Source organism: Bacillus sp. B1-WWTP-T-0.5-Post-4, from assembly GCF_009183795.1.
Classification (GTDB): domain Bacteria; phylum Bacillota; class Bacilli; order Bacillales; family Bacillaceae_G; genus Bacillus_A; species Bacillus_A cereus.
The window spans coordinates 608,444-622,008 of record NZ_WEIJ01000002.1 but is presented as its reverse complement, the minus strand read 5'-3'; the positions used below and the strand labels follow the sequence as shown (position 1 = coordinate 622,008).

Sequence of the window (13,565 nt, the reverse complement as noted above, 5' to 3'; positions counted from 1 at the left end):
TTTCTTACGTGGTATGATGTTTAGAACTAGTGCATAATAGAGTTCATAAGTGATGAATGGAGAGTGAAAAGAATGAAGATTTCTTTTATTCGTCATGGTCGCTTAGATTGTACTATAGAACCAATGACGGTTACATCCTTTCATGAATGGATAAAAGGATATGACTTACATACTATAACAGAAAAACAACCTATACCATTGGAAACAAGAGAAGCGGTTGAAGTAGCGAAATTGATTGTAACGAGTGATCAAAAGTGTGCTGTACAGTCAGCAGCTGAATTAATGGATTCTTTATGTTTTATACAAAATTCTCTTTTTAGGGAAGTGGCAGTTCCGGCGAGCTTTTATGCGCCAAAATGGTTGAAGTGTAAACTTAACGTATGGATGTGTATTGGACGAGCATTATGGATACTTGGTTACCATAAAAATGTTGAATCTTATAAGGAAGTAAGAGAGAGGGCAAGGCAAGCAGCTTACGTATTACATCGTTATGCTCTCGTACATGGAAGTATTGCTCTTGTAGGTCATAATTATTTTAATTCGATGATTGGAACGGAGCTGAGGGCAATGGGATGGTCTGGTTCGCCTATTTTGCATAGAAAGCCATGGGGATGTACAACATATACGTTTCACGAGGCGATGGATGGAAATATATTAAATACGAATTTAACATAAAAGCACACGATTTATATAAATCGTGTGCTTTCTTTTTAAGATACAGAAATTTTGACGTTTAATGGTTTTACGAGATGAGCATAAGGTTCGCCTACTAGCATAACAATTTCATCTTTTTTATAACCTAACTTTTCGTATAGTGAATAGGCGCGTGTGTTTTCTAAATTAACAAGTAAAGCGATTTTTTCATGCCCTTTTTCAGTTGCATAGATTTCGGCAACTTCAATTAATTTAGAACCGATACCTTTTCCGCCGTGTGCACTTGAAACTGATAGTGTATCAATGTAATACTCATCAAGCTCAGCTTCTTTTTCTAACGTAATTGATTCATCTTTATGTAATTCTCTTAAGTGATGTACAATTGGTGCGTCAAGCTGTGTTGCTTCACTACCGTGATAAGCGACAATAACTCCAACTGCACTCTCGTCTTGTTCATAGACAAAACAGTTTTCGTAGCTCAGACGGTTATTTTCTTTTGAGAACCATGTCTCAAGTCCTAGTAATACTTCTGCTTCATCTGTGCTACCTGTGATTTTTTCAGCAATTTCATGCAGAGCATTATACAATAAAGGAGCTATTGCCATTGCATCTGTCTTTTTTGCTTTCCGAATCATAGTATCCCTCCTAGTTCTATTTGTATATTGTAGCATAGTGGTATGGAACTTTGCATAATTGAATGCCGAAATGTTTGATATAGAGAAGTAGCTATGTTAGTATATGATATTTAGTGGACATATAGTAAAACGATATTGTTTGCGAAATAACGAAAATAAAATCATGGCATAACAACGAGATAAAGTGAAACGTTAATCAGTAAGATTTTTTGTTCATTCCACGACTGATTAGTAGTCAACACCAATCGCACTACCTGCAAATAGCGGGATAAATTTACAGTTGTTGACCTATAGAATATACGATAAAATAAAATATTGCAGAGAGGTGAAATACATGGATAAAGAATTAGCAAATACAATTTTAGATCAGCTAAAAAATGGTGAAATAAAGGAGTATGTTGTTACGAAAGATGTATTTTATACGTTCAGAGAAGTTGTTGTAAATAGAGAAGACTTTAAGCATTTCATTGGTAACGCACAGCGAGGCGGGCAAGTGATTTATACATATTCAGAAACGCCACGTTCATAAAGGGGAATTTTGATCAGCAGGGCATCTCTCACTGATTAGTAGCCTTTCACCAATCGGACGTTTAATGCGGGATAAATAAAAGATAAAGGAGAGGGGAATTATGGGCGATTTTAAACAAGGCATTTTACCACATTGGGATTATATGTGGAAAGATAGAGCCGGCAATCGATTTATGGGAATGGTTATGTATCCAGAGAAACGAAAATGTTCAGCAAAAATGCTTCAGAAAATAAAAAGAGCATATGAAGAAGCAGTAGAAATTAAAGTAACTGTACAAGTTCGACATACATATCAGTACGTAGAAGGAATGATTGTATACTTTGATGAAGAGGCTCCGGTATGTACAATGATTGATAAAGATGAAAATCCGCATCATATATTTGTAAAAGATATTTTGCGCATTGAGCACTCTGAATAAACTTTTCATAAATAAATTGAAGTTCCATAATAATAATCTTTTTCTATAATAGTTATCTTTTAGTATGTAACGAGAAACGAAAGTATATGTATAATATATTTAATAAGGTAAATTTGATAAATGTAATCGTTTTTTAGAGCAGATTATAGTTTCATATCTGTTCTTTTTTGCGTGATGCTGGAGAAATATATTTCTTCAGCATCTACCGTTTTATGACAAAATATATTGTTAACTTTTTTAAAAATAAGGTTAAATTCGTTGACAACTTTTTTGAAAAGCACTTTATTGACATGAGTTTTAGAATGTTGTTTCATAGTCATTGTATTGAAAAAAAACGGCTATCATGTCGAAAAGTAAAAGTTAAAAAAAGAAAGAATTTATACATATATCTTGTGTCTTATTTTGAAACGTAATACAATATATAGAGAAATCAAGAACAACATATAGAGAATATAGATTTGAGAGGGAGGGTCGGAAATGTTAGTTGCATATGATTCTATGACAGGAAACGTGAAGCGTTTCATTCACAAATTAAATATGCCGGCCGTTCAAATTGATGAAGATCTAGTAATAGATGAAGACTTTATTCTTATTACGTATACAACAGGTTTTGGCAATGTACCAGAACGTGTTTTAGACTTTTTAGAGCGCAATAATGAAAAATTAAAAGGCGTATCTGCAAGCGGCAATCGTAACTGGGGAGACATGTTCGGTGCAAGTGCTGACAAGATTTCTACTAAATATGAAGTGCCTATTGTATCAAAATTTGAGTTATCTGGAACAAATAACGATGTAGAATATTTTAAGGAAAGGGTGCGGGAGATTGCGACACATTGAACTGAATAATGAAATCACGCAAATGCAGGACGGTTTTTATCAGCTTCATAAAGATAAAGAGGCATTAGAAGTCTTTATGGAAGAAGCTAGAGAGAATACCGTTCCTTTTAATAGCGTGGCAGAGCGAATGGAGTATATGAAAGAACATGATTACTATTACAACGTTCTGGACGAGTATAGCTTGGAGGAAGTAGAGGAAGTATATAACATCGCTTATGGTGAAAACTTCGAGTTCCAATCTTATATGGCAGCATCTAAGTTCTACAAAGATTATGCGTTAAAAACGAATGATCAAAAACAATACTTAGAAAGCTATGAAGATCGTGTAGCAATTGTTTCATTATACTTAGGACGCGGTGATGTTTCGAAGGCAAGACAATTCGCAAGCATGATTGTAAAACAAAACTACCAACCAGCGACACCAACCTTTTTAAATGCGGGAAGAAGCAGAAGAGGAGAAATGGTGTCTTGTTTCTTGTTAGAGATGGACGATAGCTTAAATTCGATCGGCTTTAACATTAATACTGCGATGCAATTATCGAAAATCGGCGGGGGAGTAGCTTTAAACTTATCTAAGCTACGCGCACGCGGTGAGCAAATTAAAGGTATCGACAACGCTGCAAGTGGCGTAGTACCTGTTATGAAATTGCTTGAAGATTCGTTTTCATATGCGAATCAGCTTGGTCAACGAAAAGGTGCCGGTGCAGTATATTTAAACATTTTCCATTGGGATATTATTGAATTCCTTGATACAAAAAAAATAAATGCCGATGAGAAGAGCCGTATTCAGTCTCTATCAATCGGAATTATCGTTCCAAGTAAGTTCTTTGAGCTTGCTGAGAAAAACGAACCTTTCCATGTTTTCGCGCCTTATACGGTTTATAAAGAATATGGCAAGCATTTAGATGATATTGACATTGATGAAATGTACGATGAATTAATGAGCAATCCGAAAGTGAAGAAGAAGCCACTAGATATTAGTGCACGTGATATGCTTATTAAAATCGCTATGATTCAGCTTGAGTCTGGTTACCCATACTTAATGTTTAAATCAAATGCAAATAATCAACATCCATTGAAGGATATTGGAACTGTGAAGATGTCGAACTTATGTACAGAAATCTTCCAGCTTCAAGAAACTTCAGAAATAAATGATTACGGTACAGATGACATTATCCGTCGTGATATTAACTGTAACTTAGGATCGTTAAATATCGTAAACGTAATGGAAAATAAAGAAATTCGTGAAGCAGTTCATGCGGGAATGGAAGCTTTAACAGCTGTTTCTGATATGACGATTATTCCGAATGCACCAACTGTGAAAAAAGCAAATGACGAGCTTCATTCAGTTGGACTTGGAGCAATGAACTTACACGGATATTTAGCAAAAAATAAAATCGCTTATGAAAGTGCAGAAGCGAAAGAATTCGCTCGTACATTCTTTATGATGTTAAATTACTACTCTATTGAGAAAAGTATGGAAATCGCTACAGAAAAAGGCGAGACATTTAAGGACTTCGATAAATCTGATTATGCGAATGGCACATACTTCGAAAAGTATGAAACGACAGATTACAGCCCAGTAACTGAAAAAGTTCAGCAACTATTTGAAGGAATTCATATTCCAACAAAAGAAGATTGGACAAGTTTAAAAGAGCAAGTACAGAAGAATGGTTTATACAACTCATATCGTCTTGCCATTGCTCCAACACAATCAATCAGTTACGTTCAAAATGCAACTTCAAGCGTAATGCCGATTGTAAGTCAAATCGAATCAAGAACATATGCGAATGCGACAACATATTATCCAATGCCGTATTTATCAAAAGATACGTTCTGGTACTATAAATCTTCTTACGATATGAATCAGTTTAAATTAATTGATTTAATCGCAGAAATTCAAGAACATATTGACCAAGGAATTAGTACAATTCTTTACGTTAATAGTGATATTTCAACACGTGAATTAGCACGTTACTACATCTATGCACATAAAAAAGGCTTAAAGAGTCTGTATTATACGAGAACACGTAAATTAAGCGTGGAAGAGTGTGTGGCTTGTACCGTTTAATATAAAAAGTGAGACATGATGAGCAGGGTTTTCTGAACCCTGCTCATGCTTAGTTATCATATTTAGAGAAGGGGCGATTTAATGCGTGCGGTAAACTGGAACAAAAAAGAAGATGATTTTAGTTTAATGTTTTGGAAGCAAAACATCGCTCAGTTTTGGACAGAAGAAGAAATTGCGGTTTCGTCTGACAAAAATACTTGGGTGCAATTATCGAAAGAAGAGCAAATTGCTTATAAGCGTGTATTAGGTGGTTTAACACTTTTAGATACGAAACAAGGTGGCGAAGGAATGCCACTTGTACTGGTTCATCTTGAAAATTTACAAGCGAAAAGTGTATTAGCTTTCATGGGAGCTATGGAAGAAGTACATGCGAAAAGTTATAGTCACATTTTCACAACATTAGCTACAGAAGAAGAGATTGATGATATTTTTGACTGGGTAGACAATCATCCGTTACTTGAGAAAAAAGCTGGTATTATTACTAGTTACTATCGTCGTTTATTAAAGCCTGAAGTAACAAAAAAAGAGTTATACATGGCAATGGTAGCAAGTGTGTTCTTAGAAAGTTACTTATTCTATAGCGGATTCTTCTATCCACTTTACTTAGCTGGTCAAGGAAAACTAACAGCAAGTGGTGAGATTATCAACTTGATAATTCGTGATGAGTCAATTCACGGCGTATTCGTCGGTATTTTAGCACAACAAATCTTCGCAGAACTTTCTGCAGAAGAGCAACAAGAAGTGCAAAAAGAAACACAAGATTTATTAATGGAACTATATGAAATTGAAATGGCCTATACAGAAGAAATTTACACTTCTATCGGTCTTGTAGAAGATGTAAATCGTTTCGTTCGTTACAATGCGAATAAAGGGCTTATGAACTTAGGACTTGAGCCGAAGTTTGAAGAAGAAGAAATTAACCCAATCGTTTTAAATGGTTTACGTACAGATACGAAAAACCATGATTTCTTCTCTGTAAAAGGAAATGGTTACGTAAAAGCAACGAACGTTGAAAAGTTAGCTGACGATGACTTCGTGTTTAACTTTTAATATAGGATTATAAAGAAAAACTGTCTTATTCATTGATAAGACAGTTTTTCTTTATAATTTTGTTTACATAACACTATTATTTTTGTATAGCGATTTATATTTGGGAAGTTCTATTCGTTTAACGGATAGAACTTTTTTGTAATTAAATGGGTATTTACAAACCTTTTGTATCGGTGTATTATTTAACTAGTACACCGATACAAAAGGAGGGAAGAAATGAAAATAGAGTTTTCTCCAAATACACCAATTTACATTCAGGTAATGGAATACATAAAAAAAGAGATCGTAACAGGACATTTATTGCCTGGTGATAAAATTCCCTCTGTCCGTGAATTAGCGAGTGAATTACAAGTGAATCCAAATACGATTCAGCGTACATTTCAAGAGCTAGAACGGGATGGAGTTGTTGTCACACGTAGAGGAATGGGACGGTATGTAACGAATGAAGGGGAGAAAATTATGGAGCTGCGAAAAGAGATGGCGAAAGAATTACTTCATTCTTTTATAGATGGAATGGACAATTTAGGTTTTTCAGAAGAAGAAATTCTTACAATTCTTCGTTCTTCATTACATGATAAGAGGGAGGAGAGCCAATGACAGAGCTATTGAAAATAGAAAACTTATGGAAGAGATACGGATTAAAAGCAGTGATCCGTGAATTAAACATAGAGATTACGGAAGGGAAAATCGTTGGGCTTGTTGGAGATAACGGGAGCGGGAAAACGACGTTATTGAAAATGATTGCAGGCTTGCAACACCCTTCTGAAGGTAGTATTACAATAGACGGTAAAAAGGTAGGGTTACAGACGAAAGAAATTGTTTCATTTATGTCCGATAAGCCAATCTTTGATGATTGGATGACTGTAAAAAACGCTTTATTTTTCTATCGAGATTTTTATAAAGACTTCGATATTCAAAAAGCGGTAGATACGATTGCAGAATTTAAAATACCGTTAGAAGAAAAAATTACAGCATTGTCAAAAGGTATGGTTGAGAAGTTGCAGATTATTTTAACGTTTTCTCGAAAAGCGAAGCTATATGTACTGGATGAGCCATTGGGCGGGATTGATCCTCTTTCTAGAGAACATGTATTGGATCTAATTCTACAGTTCTATAGGGAAGATTGTACGATATTAATTTCCACTCACTTAATAAATGAAATTGAAAATATTTTTGATGAAGTGATCTTTTTAAAAGATGGAGAAATGGTTCTATATGAAAATGTAGAAGAAATTCGTTTTCAGAGAGGAAAAGCAGTTCATGAATTGTTTAAGGAGGTGTTTAGTAAGTGAAGTCAGTACTTTCCTATTTATGGAATGTAAATAAGAAAAGATATATTGTTACTTTTTTATTCTTTGTGCTAATTGAAGCTGTGTTATTTTCACAAATGATTGTAAGAAAAAGTGATGCGGCTATCAGTAGACAAGAGGGTATATTTGGAATCATTATGATTATATTTTTCTTTTATATTGTTTATATGTTTATACAAACAATGAAATCATATTCACGCTTACTAACTAATCCAATGTTACGACTTACAGCAATATCTGGGAAACAATATGTAATTTCTATGCTTATTTTCTCATTTATCGCAATGGCTATATGGTATGGGATATGTGGAATTCTTTTCTACGTAAGTTATGTATTAGCTTTTCCTACGACTTCTGTATATGTAGAAGCAAAAGAGATTATGCAAGTAGGCATAATTAATAATTTAATATATACGATAAGCGATTTATTTGAGTTTTTGTTTAGTGTTTTACAAATCATATTGGTAATTACTCTAGTAAAGTTACTTACGAAAAAGAAAAAGGCGCAAAATATACTAATCGTTATTATTTTTCTAGTAATAAATATCGCGATTACTTTAGCGACAACCTTGCTAGGAAAATTAGCTCCAGCTTTCCAAGTATTGCGAAGAGTAGAATATCATAGTGAAAGCAAGAGTCTGTTTATTAATATGTTTCAAGAAAATGGATTTAACATTTTTAATATAAGTTTCATGGTAATGGTTAGTGCTCTAATAATATATGTAATTGCTTATATTATCGATAAAAAACTAGAAGTCTAAAGGAGGAATCAGCATTGGGAAACGTAGTAGTAAAGTTAGAGAATGTTCGAAAAAAGATTGGTGGAACGGAAATTATTCGTGGTTTATCATTTGAGGTTCGTGAAGGAGAAGTATACGGATTCCTTGGACCGAACGGTAGCGGTAAGACGACGACGATCCGTATGATGACAGGTCTTATTTCAATGACAGAGGGCGATATTACAATTTGTGGACATAGTATTCGCTCGGAGCGTGAAAAGGCACTAGAGCAAATTGGAGCGATTGTAGAAAATCCTGAACTATATGATTATATGACAGGAATGCAAAACTTAAAGCATTTTGCGAACATGGCCATTACACCAATTAGTAAAGAGCGCATTGCTGAGATTGTAAAGCTTGTTGAGTTAGAGCATGCGATTCATAAAAAGGTGAAAACATATTCACTTGGTATGAAACAACGTTTAGGAATTGCACAGGCATTACTTCATCAGCCGAAAATCTTAATTTTAGATGAGCCGACAAATGGATTAGATCCAGCTGGTATTCGCCAAATTCGTGATTATTTACAACGTTTAGCGAAAGAAGAGAATATTGCTGTAATCGTATCAAGTCACTTATTGAGTGAAATTGAATTAATGTGTGATCGCGTCGTTATTATTAAACAAGGTGAGTTTGTACAAGAGTACAACTTACATGAAAAAGTGAAGCATGATGAGGCAGTCGTTGTAGCGTTTGAAGTAGATGAAGTTCAGAAAGCGAATGAAATCATTAAAGGTAAAGCAAAAGGGAATGTAATTGTAGCATCTGTAACAAAAGACAACATTCCGCAACTTGTAAAAAAACTTGTTCATGCTGATGTGCTTGTATACGGAGTTACTGTTCAAAATAAAACGTTAGAGGATGAGTTCTTAGCGATTACTGGGGGAGTGAAAGCGTAATGTTTAAATTAATTCAAAATGAATTTTTAAAGTTGCATGCGAAAAAAGGTATGTATATTTTAATTGGTGTCATTGCTTTATTGGAGATTTTAGGAGCAGTAGTACTGGCGAAATGGGGTGAAGCTGGTAGTTTAAATGGATCTTACTTAGATTTTGTAAGTTCAGATATCGGCTTAATTATGATATTCGCAACGATTTTTGGAATTACAACAGCTTCGCGTACAATTACAGATGAATTCCAAAAAGGAACGATTAAACAATTATTAATTCGTCCAAGAAAACGAATGACAGTTTTATTTTCTAAATATATTACAGTGTTATTAACGATGTTATTTATTGTATTTGCTAGTACGTTAATTGCTATGATTATTGGATTAATTGTAATGGACGGTAGTAAAACTGAATTAACGTTAGGAATTGTTTTAAAAACAATATTATATCAGCTGCTATCACCATTTTTCTTTGCAACACTTGCATTTTTCTTAGCAAACGTATTTAGAAAATCTGTATTACCATTAATTATTACGATGTTCCTATTCTTCTTACAAGGTGCAATTAATATGGTATTAATAATGTTTGCAAAAGGTGTAGCGAAGTTTGTAGTATTCAACCATTTGGATTTAAGAGCTTACGATAGCAATAAATTAATCAATGGTGGAATGGAACCAACATTTACAGAATTTACGTTTACAACTTCATTATTACTTGTAGCTGCATACTTTGTTGTGTTACTTGTAGCATCAAGTGCATTATTCCAAAAACGTGACGTATTATAATAAAAGAAATCCCCGCTTGTAAAAACGGGGATTTTTATTACATAAATTTCACTTGGATTGCAACTTGAAGAACAACGATATGGTATTTTAAGAGATATGCTGTTTAAAAAAATGAGAAAAATAGGAAGGATTTCAACTATATTCATATTATAATTTAGTTATCCTGCTATTTATAGGGAAAGGATTGCCTATAAAGTACTAATTAAAGTTTTATTTTTACTATCTTTGGGGGTGTTTTATATGCACTATGCATTTTCACGTATAAGGCTACGTAGCTTTTTTGGATGGATGATTATAGGGGTGTTCCTTATAATGATTCCATTAGATCTAACAAATGTTTCTGAGAATACGATGGAGGTTATTTCACAAATAACTGTATTTTTTGTATTTCCGTTACTTTGGCTATACGTAAAAACAAATAAAAATAATGTTGTATTTAACAGTTTTTTTGATAAGCCAGGACGTTTATCTTGGGGATTAATTGTATTAGCAACGATAATGGGGATGATTTTTTCAGTTGGCATATCTCAGATTCAATTTTACATATTAGCACATACGTTACCGAATTTCTTAGTTACTATGCTAGAAGACGGAAATGTTATTAATACGAGTAACGTATATATGACGATATTTACTTTCATTTCAGCATGTGTGTTAGCACCTATTATGGAAGAGGTTATTTTTAGGGGATTTTTCTTACAGCGAATGGCTTATAAATGGGGAATTAAAAAAGCTGTAATTATATCTTCAATTATTTTTGGCTTAGGACATTTTGATGTTATTGGTGCGTTCATGTTTGGTGTCGTTATGTGTCTTTTATACATAAAGACAAAAAATATATGGACGAATATAGCTGTGCACGCTCTAAATAATTTGATTGCAACAAGTATGCAATTTTTCGGTGGAGAAGAAAGCGGTACAATCTCAATTACTGAATTACAAGCGCAAAGTAATTTATGGATTGGTATCGGTCTTACAGTTGTTGGATTGCTTTGGTTAATTCCTTATGTTTGGAAACAATGGCGTACAGTAAAAGAAGTTGGCGTGCCACCAGTACGTTTTATAAATGAGCAAAAAGTAGTGAGTTCATCACAAGAAAATGAAGTGTATAGTCAAGTGATCTTAACCGATAGATTGATGGCCATAGAGTTACCAGATGAGGCTGTAAATAAGCTTCGGTTAGAAGAAAATGATTATGTAACAGTATCTGTAGAAGAAGATAAAATCGTTATAAAGAAAGCACATAATAGATAATTAAAAAGTAGCTCCTAAAGAGCTACTTTTTAATTTGTAATAATTTCTACTCGAAAATTATTACCGTTCTTTACATATTTAATATCTGTAACAGTGCGGACCGTCTTTAAAATCTCCACTTTTTCACCAATTCGCGGGATGGTTGGAACATTGTCCCAAATACCAAGCAAGTCATCTAATTGTGCCGTTTTTTCATAAAACCAGATTTTCAATGTAAAGCCCCTTTCTCGAACTTTATGTATTTTAATACATAATATATTATTTTTATTCTTATTGTAAGGGGTTTTTTTATATTTTTTGAATAAAAATAAATTAATCTTCTGGGAAGATATGTTCAATATCAGGAGTAAGAGATACTTCTGATAATACGATATGAGAAACTGTCGTTGCATATGAAGAAACATCATTGATAAATTCTTCAAGTTCAACGAGTGAAGGAACAGAAATTTTTACAATGTAGCATAAGCTTCCTGTTACTCGGTAACAAAAACTTGCAGATGGATAAGACTGAATAAATTGTTGCATACGTGTTGTATCACCATTTTTTAAAGTGATTTCTAAAATACAATCTAAAACGAGTCCTGCCTTTTTATAATCAATATCGATTGTGTATTTTTGAATAACACCTTCGCTTTCGAGCTTACGAACACGTTCTGAAGTAGACGGAGCAGATAAGTTTACTCGTTTCGCCAATTCACGCATCGAAAGGCGACTATCATTATATAATTCATTTAAAATTTTTCGATCAACACGGTCTAATTGCATTTGTAAATATACCTCCAGTAAAATAATGATTTTTGTAAAGGGAAAATATAAATTAAGATTCATATGAAATGTAAAGTGAACGTTATTTATTTTACAATAAAACAGAAGGAAATAGGAGGGGAAATGATGGAGAGAATTTCATTATCAAATGTAGGAGATACAAAGTTTCAAAAGTTATTAGGGCATAATTCGGATATATTACATTCGTGGAGTACGTTAGAAGATACACTGTACAATACAGGAACTCTTTCAGCAGAGTTGAAGGAGCAAGTGAGAAGAACATTAGCGTATGGGAATGAATGTCCGTACTGTATGGCAAAGGGAAGACCTGATGATGTGCAAAAGGCAGAGGAGATTGGTGTAGCTGTTACTTTTGCGCATACATTTGTTCATGACCGAAAAGCAATAGATGATACTATGTTTCACGTATTAAAACAATATTGGACAGAAAAAGAAATTGTAGAGCTTTGCGCCTATGTTTGCTTTATTACTGCGTCACAACAACTTGGTTTTCTATTTCAATTACAGCCAAATTAAGGGGGAAATGATGACAAATCAAATAGCACTTATCATAATCGATGTACAAAAGGCATTTCAATTACCAGATTGGGGCGAGAGAAATAATATTTTTGCTGAAGAAAACATGAGAATTTTGTTAGAAGAATGGAGAAAAAGGGAACGACCAGTTTTTCATATTCAACATGTAAATAAAGAAAATGCTCAGTCAATGTTTTATGAGAGAGCGGAAACGGTAAACTTTAAAGAAGAAGTGCAACCACTACTTGGTGAAGTGGTTATTCAGAAATTCGTTAACAGCGCGTTCATTGGGGCAAATTTAGAAGAGCAATTAAGAAAGAACAAATGTAATGCAGTAGTGGTTGTAGGATTAACGACAAATCATTGCGTGGAAACTACGACACGAATGGCAGGGAATTTAGGATTTACAACATATTTAGTGAGTGATGCAACGGCTACGTTTAACCGTAAAGGTTTAGATGGTAAGGAGTATAGTGCAGAGGATATTCACAATATGACACTTGTAAATTTACATGAAGAGTTTGCTACGATTGTGACGACAAAAGAAGTATTAAAATTATTTTAAGAAAATAATTGCGAATTATGTAGAAAAAAATAAGAATATTTCGTATAATCTAAGTACAATCATTTTGAAAATAGGGGTGGCATCATATGGAGCAAATTTCAGTAAAGAAATTAGAAGAGGTACTTGTTGTAGCAGGGAATGATAAACAGAAGCAAAAGGAATTTTATGAATTGCTCTTATCTACTGAGTTTTATGTTGCTGGTTCACTAGAAGCAGAGGACGGGGCAACAGAAGGAATACTTCGTTTGCGTCATTTCCAAGGAGAAGGTAGATGGATCGTTCCGTTCTTTACACAAATGGAATTTGTAAAAGATGTGTTGCCAGAAGGAACGCCCCTTATTACGATACGTGGGAAAGAGTTATTTGGTAGCATTGAGAAAGATGCTACAGCTGTATTAAATGTTGGCACTGATATAAGTAAAACATTTATTCCAGAAGAAATTGCAGATATCGCATCTGGACGAATTTTTAATTATTATAAGTAAA

Annotated in this window: 18 protein-coding genes; 15 read left to right on the top strand and 3 right to left on the bottom strand. The window is 33.8% G+C overall.

From position 1 onward, the window contains the following. Nucleotides 1–72 precede the first annotated feature (72 nt). Entirely contained in the window at nucleotides 73–675 is a 603-nt protein-coding gene (locus tag GBN91_RS08860; RefSeq protein WP_000703102.1) for a hypothetical protein, read from the top strand. A 35-nt stretch (nucleotides 676–710) separates the two neighbouring features. Here the strand turns inward: GBN91_RS08860 and GBN91_RS08855 are convergent, their stop codons facing one another. Next, nucleotides 711–1,289, bottom strand: a complete 579-nt coding sequence (locus GBN91_RS08855) for a GNAT family N-acetyltransferase (protein WP_000619544.1) — start codon at nucleotides 1,287–1,289, stop codon at nucleotides 711–713. Nucleotides 1,290–1,623: 334 nt separating this feature from the next. Between GBN91_RS08855 and GBN91_RS08850 the strand changes: the two genes are divergently transcribed. From GBN91_RS08850 to GBN91_RS08795, 11 genes are all read left to right on the top strand, one after another. Further along, the gene (locus GBN91_RS08850) at nucleotides 1,624–1,818 is read left to right on the top strand and encodes a hypothetical protein (RefSeq protein WP_000356684.1); all 195 of its coding nucleotides are present in this window, start codon (nucleotides 1,624–1,626) and stop codon (nucleotides 1,816–1,818) included. A 100-nt stretch (nucleotides 1,819–1,918) separates the two neighbouring features. Further along, nucleotides 1,919–2,236 (top strand): hypothetical protein, encoded by a 318-nt coding sequence (locus tag GBN91_RS08845; protein WP_000502205.1) that lies wholly within the window; start codon nucleotides 1,919–1,921, stop codon nucleotides 2,234–2,236. Between the two features lie 477 nt (nucleotides 2,237–2,713). Then, nucleotides 2,714–3,073 (top strand): class Ib ribonucleoside-diphosphate reductase assembly flavoprotein NrdI, encoded by a 360-nt coding sequence (gene nrdI, locus GBN91_RS08835; RefSeq protein ID WP_000959447.1) that lies wholly within the window; start codon nucleotides 2,714–2,716, stop codon nucleotides 3,071–3,073. Further along, the gene (gene nrdE, locus GBN91_RS08830) at nucleotides 3,060–5,144 is read left to right on the top strand and encodes a class 1b ribonucleoside-diphosphate reductase subunit alpha (RefSeq protein ID WP_001215839.1); all 2,085 of its coding nucleotides are present in this window, start codon (nucleotides 3,060–3,062) and stop codon (nucleotides 5,142–5,144) included. The genes nrdI and nrdE overlap by 14 nt, the downstream gene beginning before the upstream one ends. A gap of 81 nt (nucleotides 5,145–5,225) precedes the next feature. Further along, nucleotides 5,226–6,194, top strand: coding sequence for a class 1b ribonucleoside-diphosphate reductase subunit beta (gene nrdF, locus GBN91_RS08825; RefSeq protein WP_001203028.1), 969 nt, complete (start codon nucleotides 5,226–5,228; stop codon nucleotides 6,192–6,194). Nucleotides 6,195–6,410: 216 nt separating this feature from the next. Further along, complete coding sequence (locus tag GBN91_RS08820) at nucleotides 6,411–6,791, top strand: GntR family transcriptional regulator (protein WP_000687512.1); 381 nt, start codon at nucleotides 6,411–6,413, stop codon at nucleotides 6,789–6,791. Then, entirely contained in the window at nucleotides 6,788–7,486 is a 699-nt protein-coding gene (locus GBN91_RS08815; RefSeq protein WP_000137745.1) for an ABC transporter ATP-binding protein, read from the top strand. Before GBN91_RS08820 ends, GBN91_RS08815 begins: the two co-directional genes overlap by 4 nt. After that, complete coding sequence (locus tag GBN91_RS08810; RefSeq protein ID WP_000843921.1) at nucleotides 7,483–8,265, top strand: hypothetical protein; 783 nt, start codon at nucleotides 7,483–7,485, stop codon at nucleotides 8,263–8,265. Before GBN91_RS08815 ends, GBN91_RS08810 begins: the two co-directional genes overlap by 4 nt. A gap of 14 nt (nucleotides 8,266–8,279) precedes the next feature. After that, on the top strand, nucleotides 8,280–9,182 hold the full coding sequence (locus GBN91_RS08805; protein ID WP_000528788.1) for an ABC transporter ATP-binding protein: 903 nt from the start codon (nucleotides 8,280–8,282) through the stop codon (nucleotides 9,180–9,182). Next, on the top strand, nucleotides 9,182–9,958 hold the full coding sequence (locus GBN91_RS08800; RefSeq protein WP_000475435.1) for an ABC transporter permease: 777 nt from the start codon (nucleotides 9,182–9,184) through the stop codon (nucleotides 9,956–9,958). The genes GBN91_RS08805 and GBN91_RS08800 overlap by 1 nt, the downstream gene beginning before the upstream one ends. Nucleotides 9,959–10,198: 240 nt before the next feature. Further along, nucleotides 10,199–11,212: a CPBP family intramembrane glutamic endopeptidase gene (locus tag GBN91_RS08795; RefSeq protein WP_000558806.1), complete on the top strand. Its 1,014-nt coding sequence runs from the start codon at nucleotides 10,199–10,201 to the stop codon at nucleotides 11,210–11,212. 29 nt (nucleotides 11,213–11,241) lie between these two features. On the opposite strand, the gene GBN91_RS08790 is transcribed toward GBN91_RS08795, so the two are convergent. Both GBN91_RS08790 and GBN91_RS08785 read right to left on the bottom strand, forming a co-directional pair. After that, on the bottom strand, nucleotides 11,242–11,424 hold the full coding sequence (locus tag GBN91_RS08790) for a DUF3913 family protein (protein WP_000707107.1): 183 nt from the start codon (nucleotides 11,422–11,424) through the stop codon (nucleotides 11,242–11,244). 100 nt (nucleotides 11,425–11,524) lie between these two features. Beyond that, a complete protein-coding gene (locus GBN91_RS08785; RefSeq protein ID WP_001175505.1) occupies nucleotides 11,525–11,977 on the bottom strand; it encodes an Lrp/AsnC family transcriptional regulator in 453 nt (150 codons plus the stop codon). A 126-nt stretch (nucleotides 11,978–12,103) separates the two neighbouring features. Between GBN91_RS08785 and GBN91_RS08780 the strand changes: the two genes are divergently transcribed. The 3 genes from GBN91_RS08780 to GBN91_RS08770 all read left to right on the top strand — a co-directional run bounded on the left by GBN91_RS08780 (nucleotide 12,104) and on the right by GBN91_RS08770 (nucleotide 13,564). Beyond that, the gene (locus GBN91_RS08780) at nucleotides 12,104–12,514 is read left to right on the top strand and encodes a carboxymuconolactone decarboxylase family protein (RefSeq protein ID WP_000439759.1); all 411 of its coding nucleotides are present in this window, start codon (nucleotides 12,104–12,106) and stop codon (nucleotides 12,512–12,514) included. Nucleotides 12,515–12,524: 10 nt separating this feature from the next. Then, nucleotides 12,525–13,079 carry a cysteine hydrolase family protein gene (locus GBN91_RS08775; RefSeq protein WP_000184428.1) on the top strand — a complete coding sequence of 185 codons (555 nt, stop codon included), beginning with the start codon at nucleotides 12,525–12,527 and terminating at the stop codon, nucleotides 13,077–13,079. 86 nt (nucleotides 13,080–13,165) lie between these two features. Continuing rightward, on the top strand, nucleotides 13,166–13,564 hold the full coding sequence (locus GBN91_RS08770) for an SseB family protein (protein WP_006928838.1): 399 nt from the start codon (nucleotides 13,166–13,168) through the stop codon (nucleotides 13,562–13,564). Nucleotide 13,565 lies beyond the last annotated feature (1 nt).

Bases quoted from the DNA above. Each gene is read 5' to 3' on its own strand.
- GBN91_RS08795 (WP_000558806.1), top strand. From the start codon at position 10,199: ATGCACTATGCATTTTCACGTATAAGGCTACGTAGCTTTTTTGGATGG.
- nrdI (WP_000959447.1), top strand. From the start codon at position 2,714: ATGTTAGTTGCATATGATTCTATGACAGGAAACGTGAAGCGTTTCATT.
- GBN91_RS08845 (WP_000502205.1), top strand. From the start codon at position 1,919: ATGGGCGATTTTAAACAAGGCATTTTACCACATTGGGATTATATGTGG.
- GBN91_RS08770 (WP_006928838.1), top strand. From the start codon at position 13,166: ATGGAGCAAATTTCAGTAAAGAAATTAGAAGAGGTACTTGTTGTAGCA.
- nrdF (WP_001203028.1), top strand. From the start codon at position 5,226: ATGCGTGCGGTAAACTGGAACAAAAAAGAAGATGATTTTAGTTTAATG.
- GBN91_RS08775 (WP_000184428.1), top strand. From the start codon at position 12,525: ATGACAAATCAAATAGCACTTATCATAATCGATGTACAAAAGGCATTT.
- GBN91_RS08850 (WP_000356684.1), top strand. From the start codon at position 1,624: ATGGATAAAGAATTAGCAAATACAATTTTAGATCAGCTAAAAAATGGT.
- GBN91_RS08780 (WP_000439759.1), top strand. From the start codon at position 12,104: ATGGAGAGAATTTCATTATCAAATGTAGGAGATACAAAGTTTCAAAAG.
- GBN91_RS08815 (WP_000137745.1), top strand. From the start codon at position 6,788: ATGACAGAGCTATTGAAAATAGAAAACTTATGGAAGAGATACGGATTA.
- GBN91_RS08860 (WP_000703102.1), top strand. From the start codon at position 73: ATGAAGATTTCTTTTATTCGTCATGGTCGCTTAGATTGTACTATAGAA.
- GBN91_RS08800 (WP_000475435.1), top strand. From the start codon at position 9,182: ATGTTTAAATTAATTCAAAATGAATTTTTAAAGTTGCATGCGAAAAAA.
- GBN91_RS08855 (WP_000619544.1), bottom strand. From the start codon at position 1,289: ATGATTCGGAAAGCAAAAAAGACAGATGCAATGGCAATAGCTCCTTTA.
- GBN91_RS08820 (WP_000687512.1), top strand. From the start codon at position 6,411: ATGAAAATAGAGTTTTCTCCAAATACACCAATTTACATTCAGGTAATG.
- GBN91_RS08785 (WP_001175505.1), bottom strand. From the start codon at position 11,977: ATGCAATTAGACCGTGTTGATCGAAAAATTTTAAATGAATTATATAAT.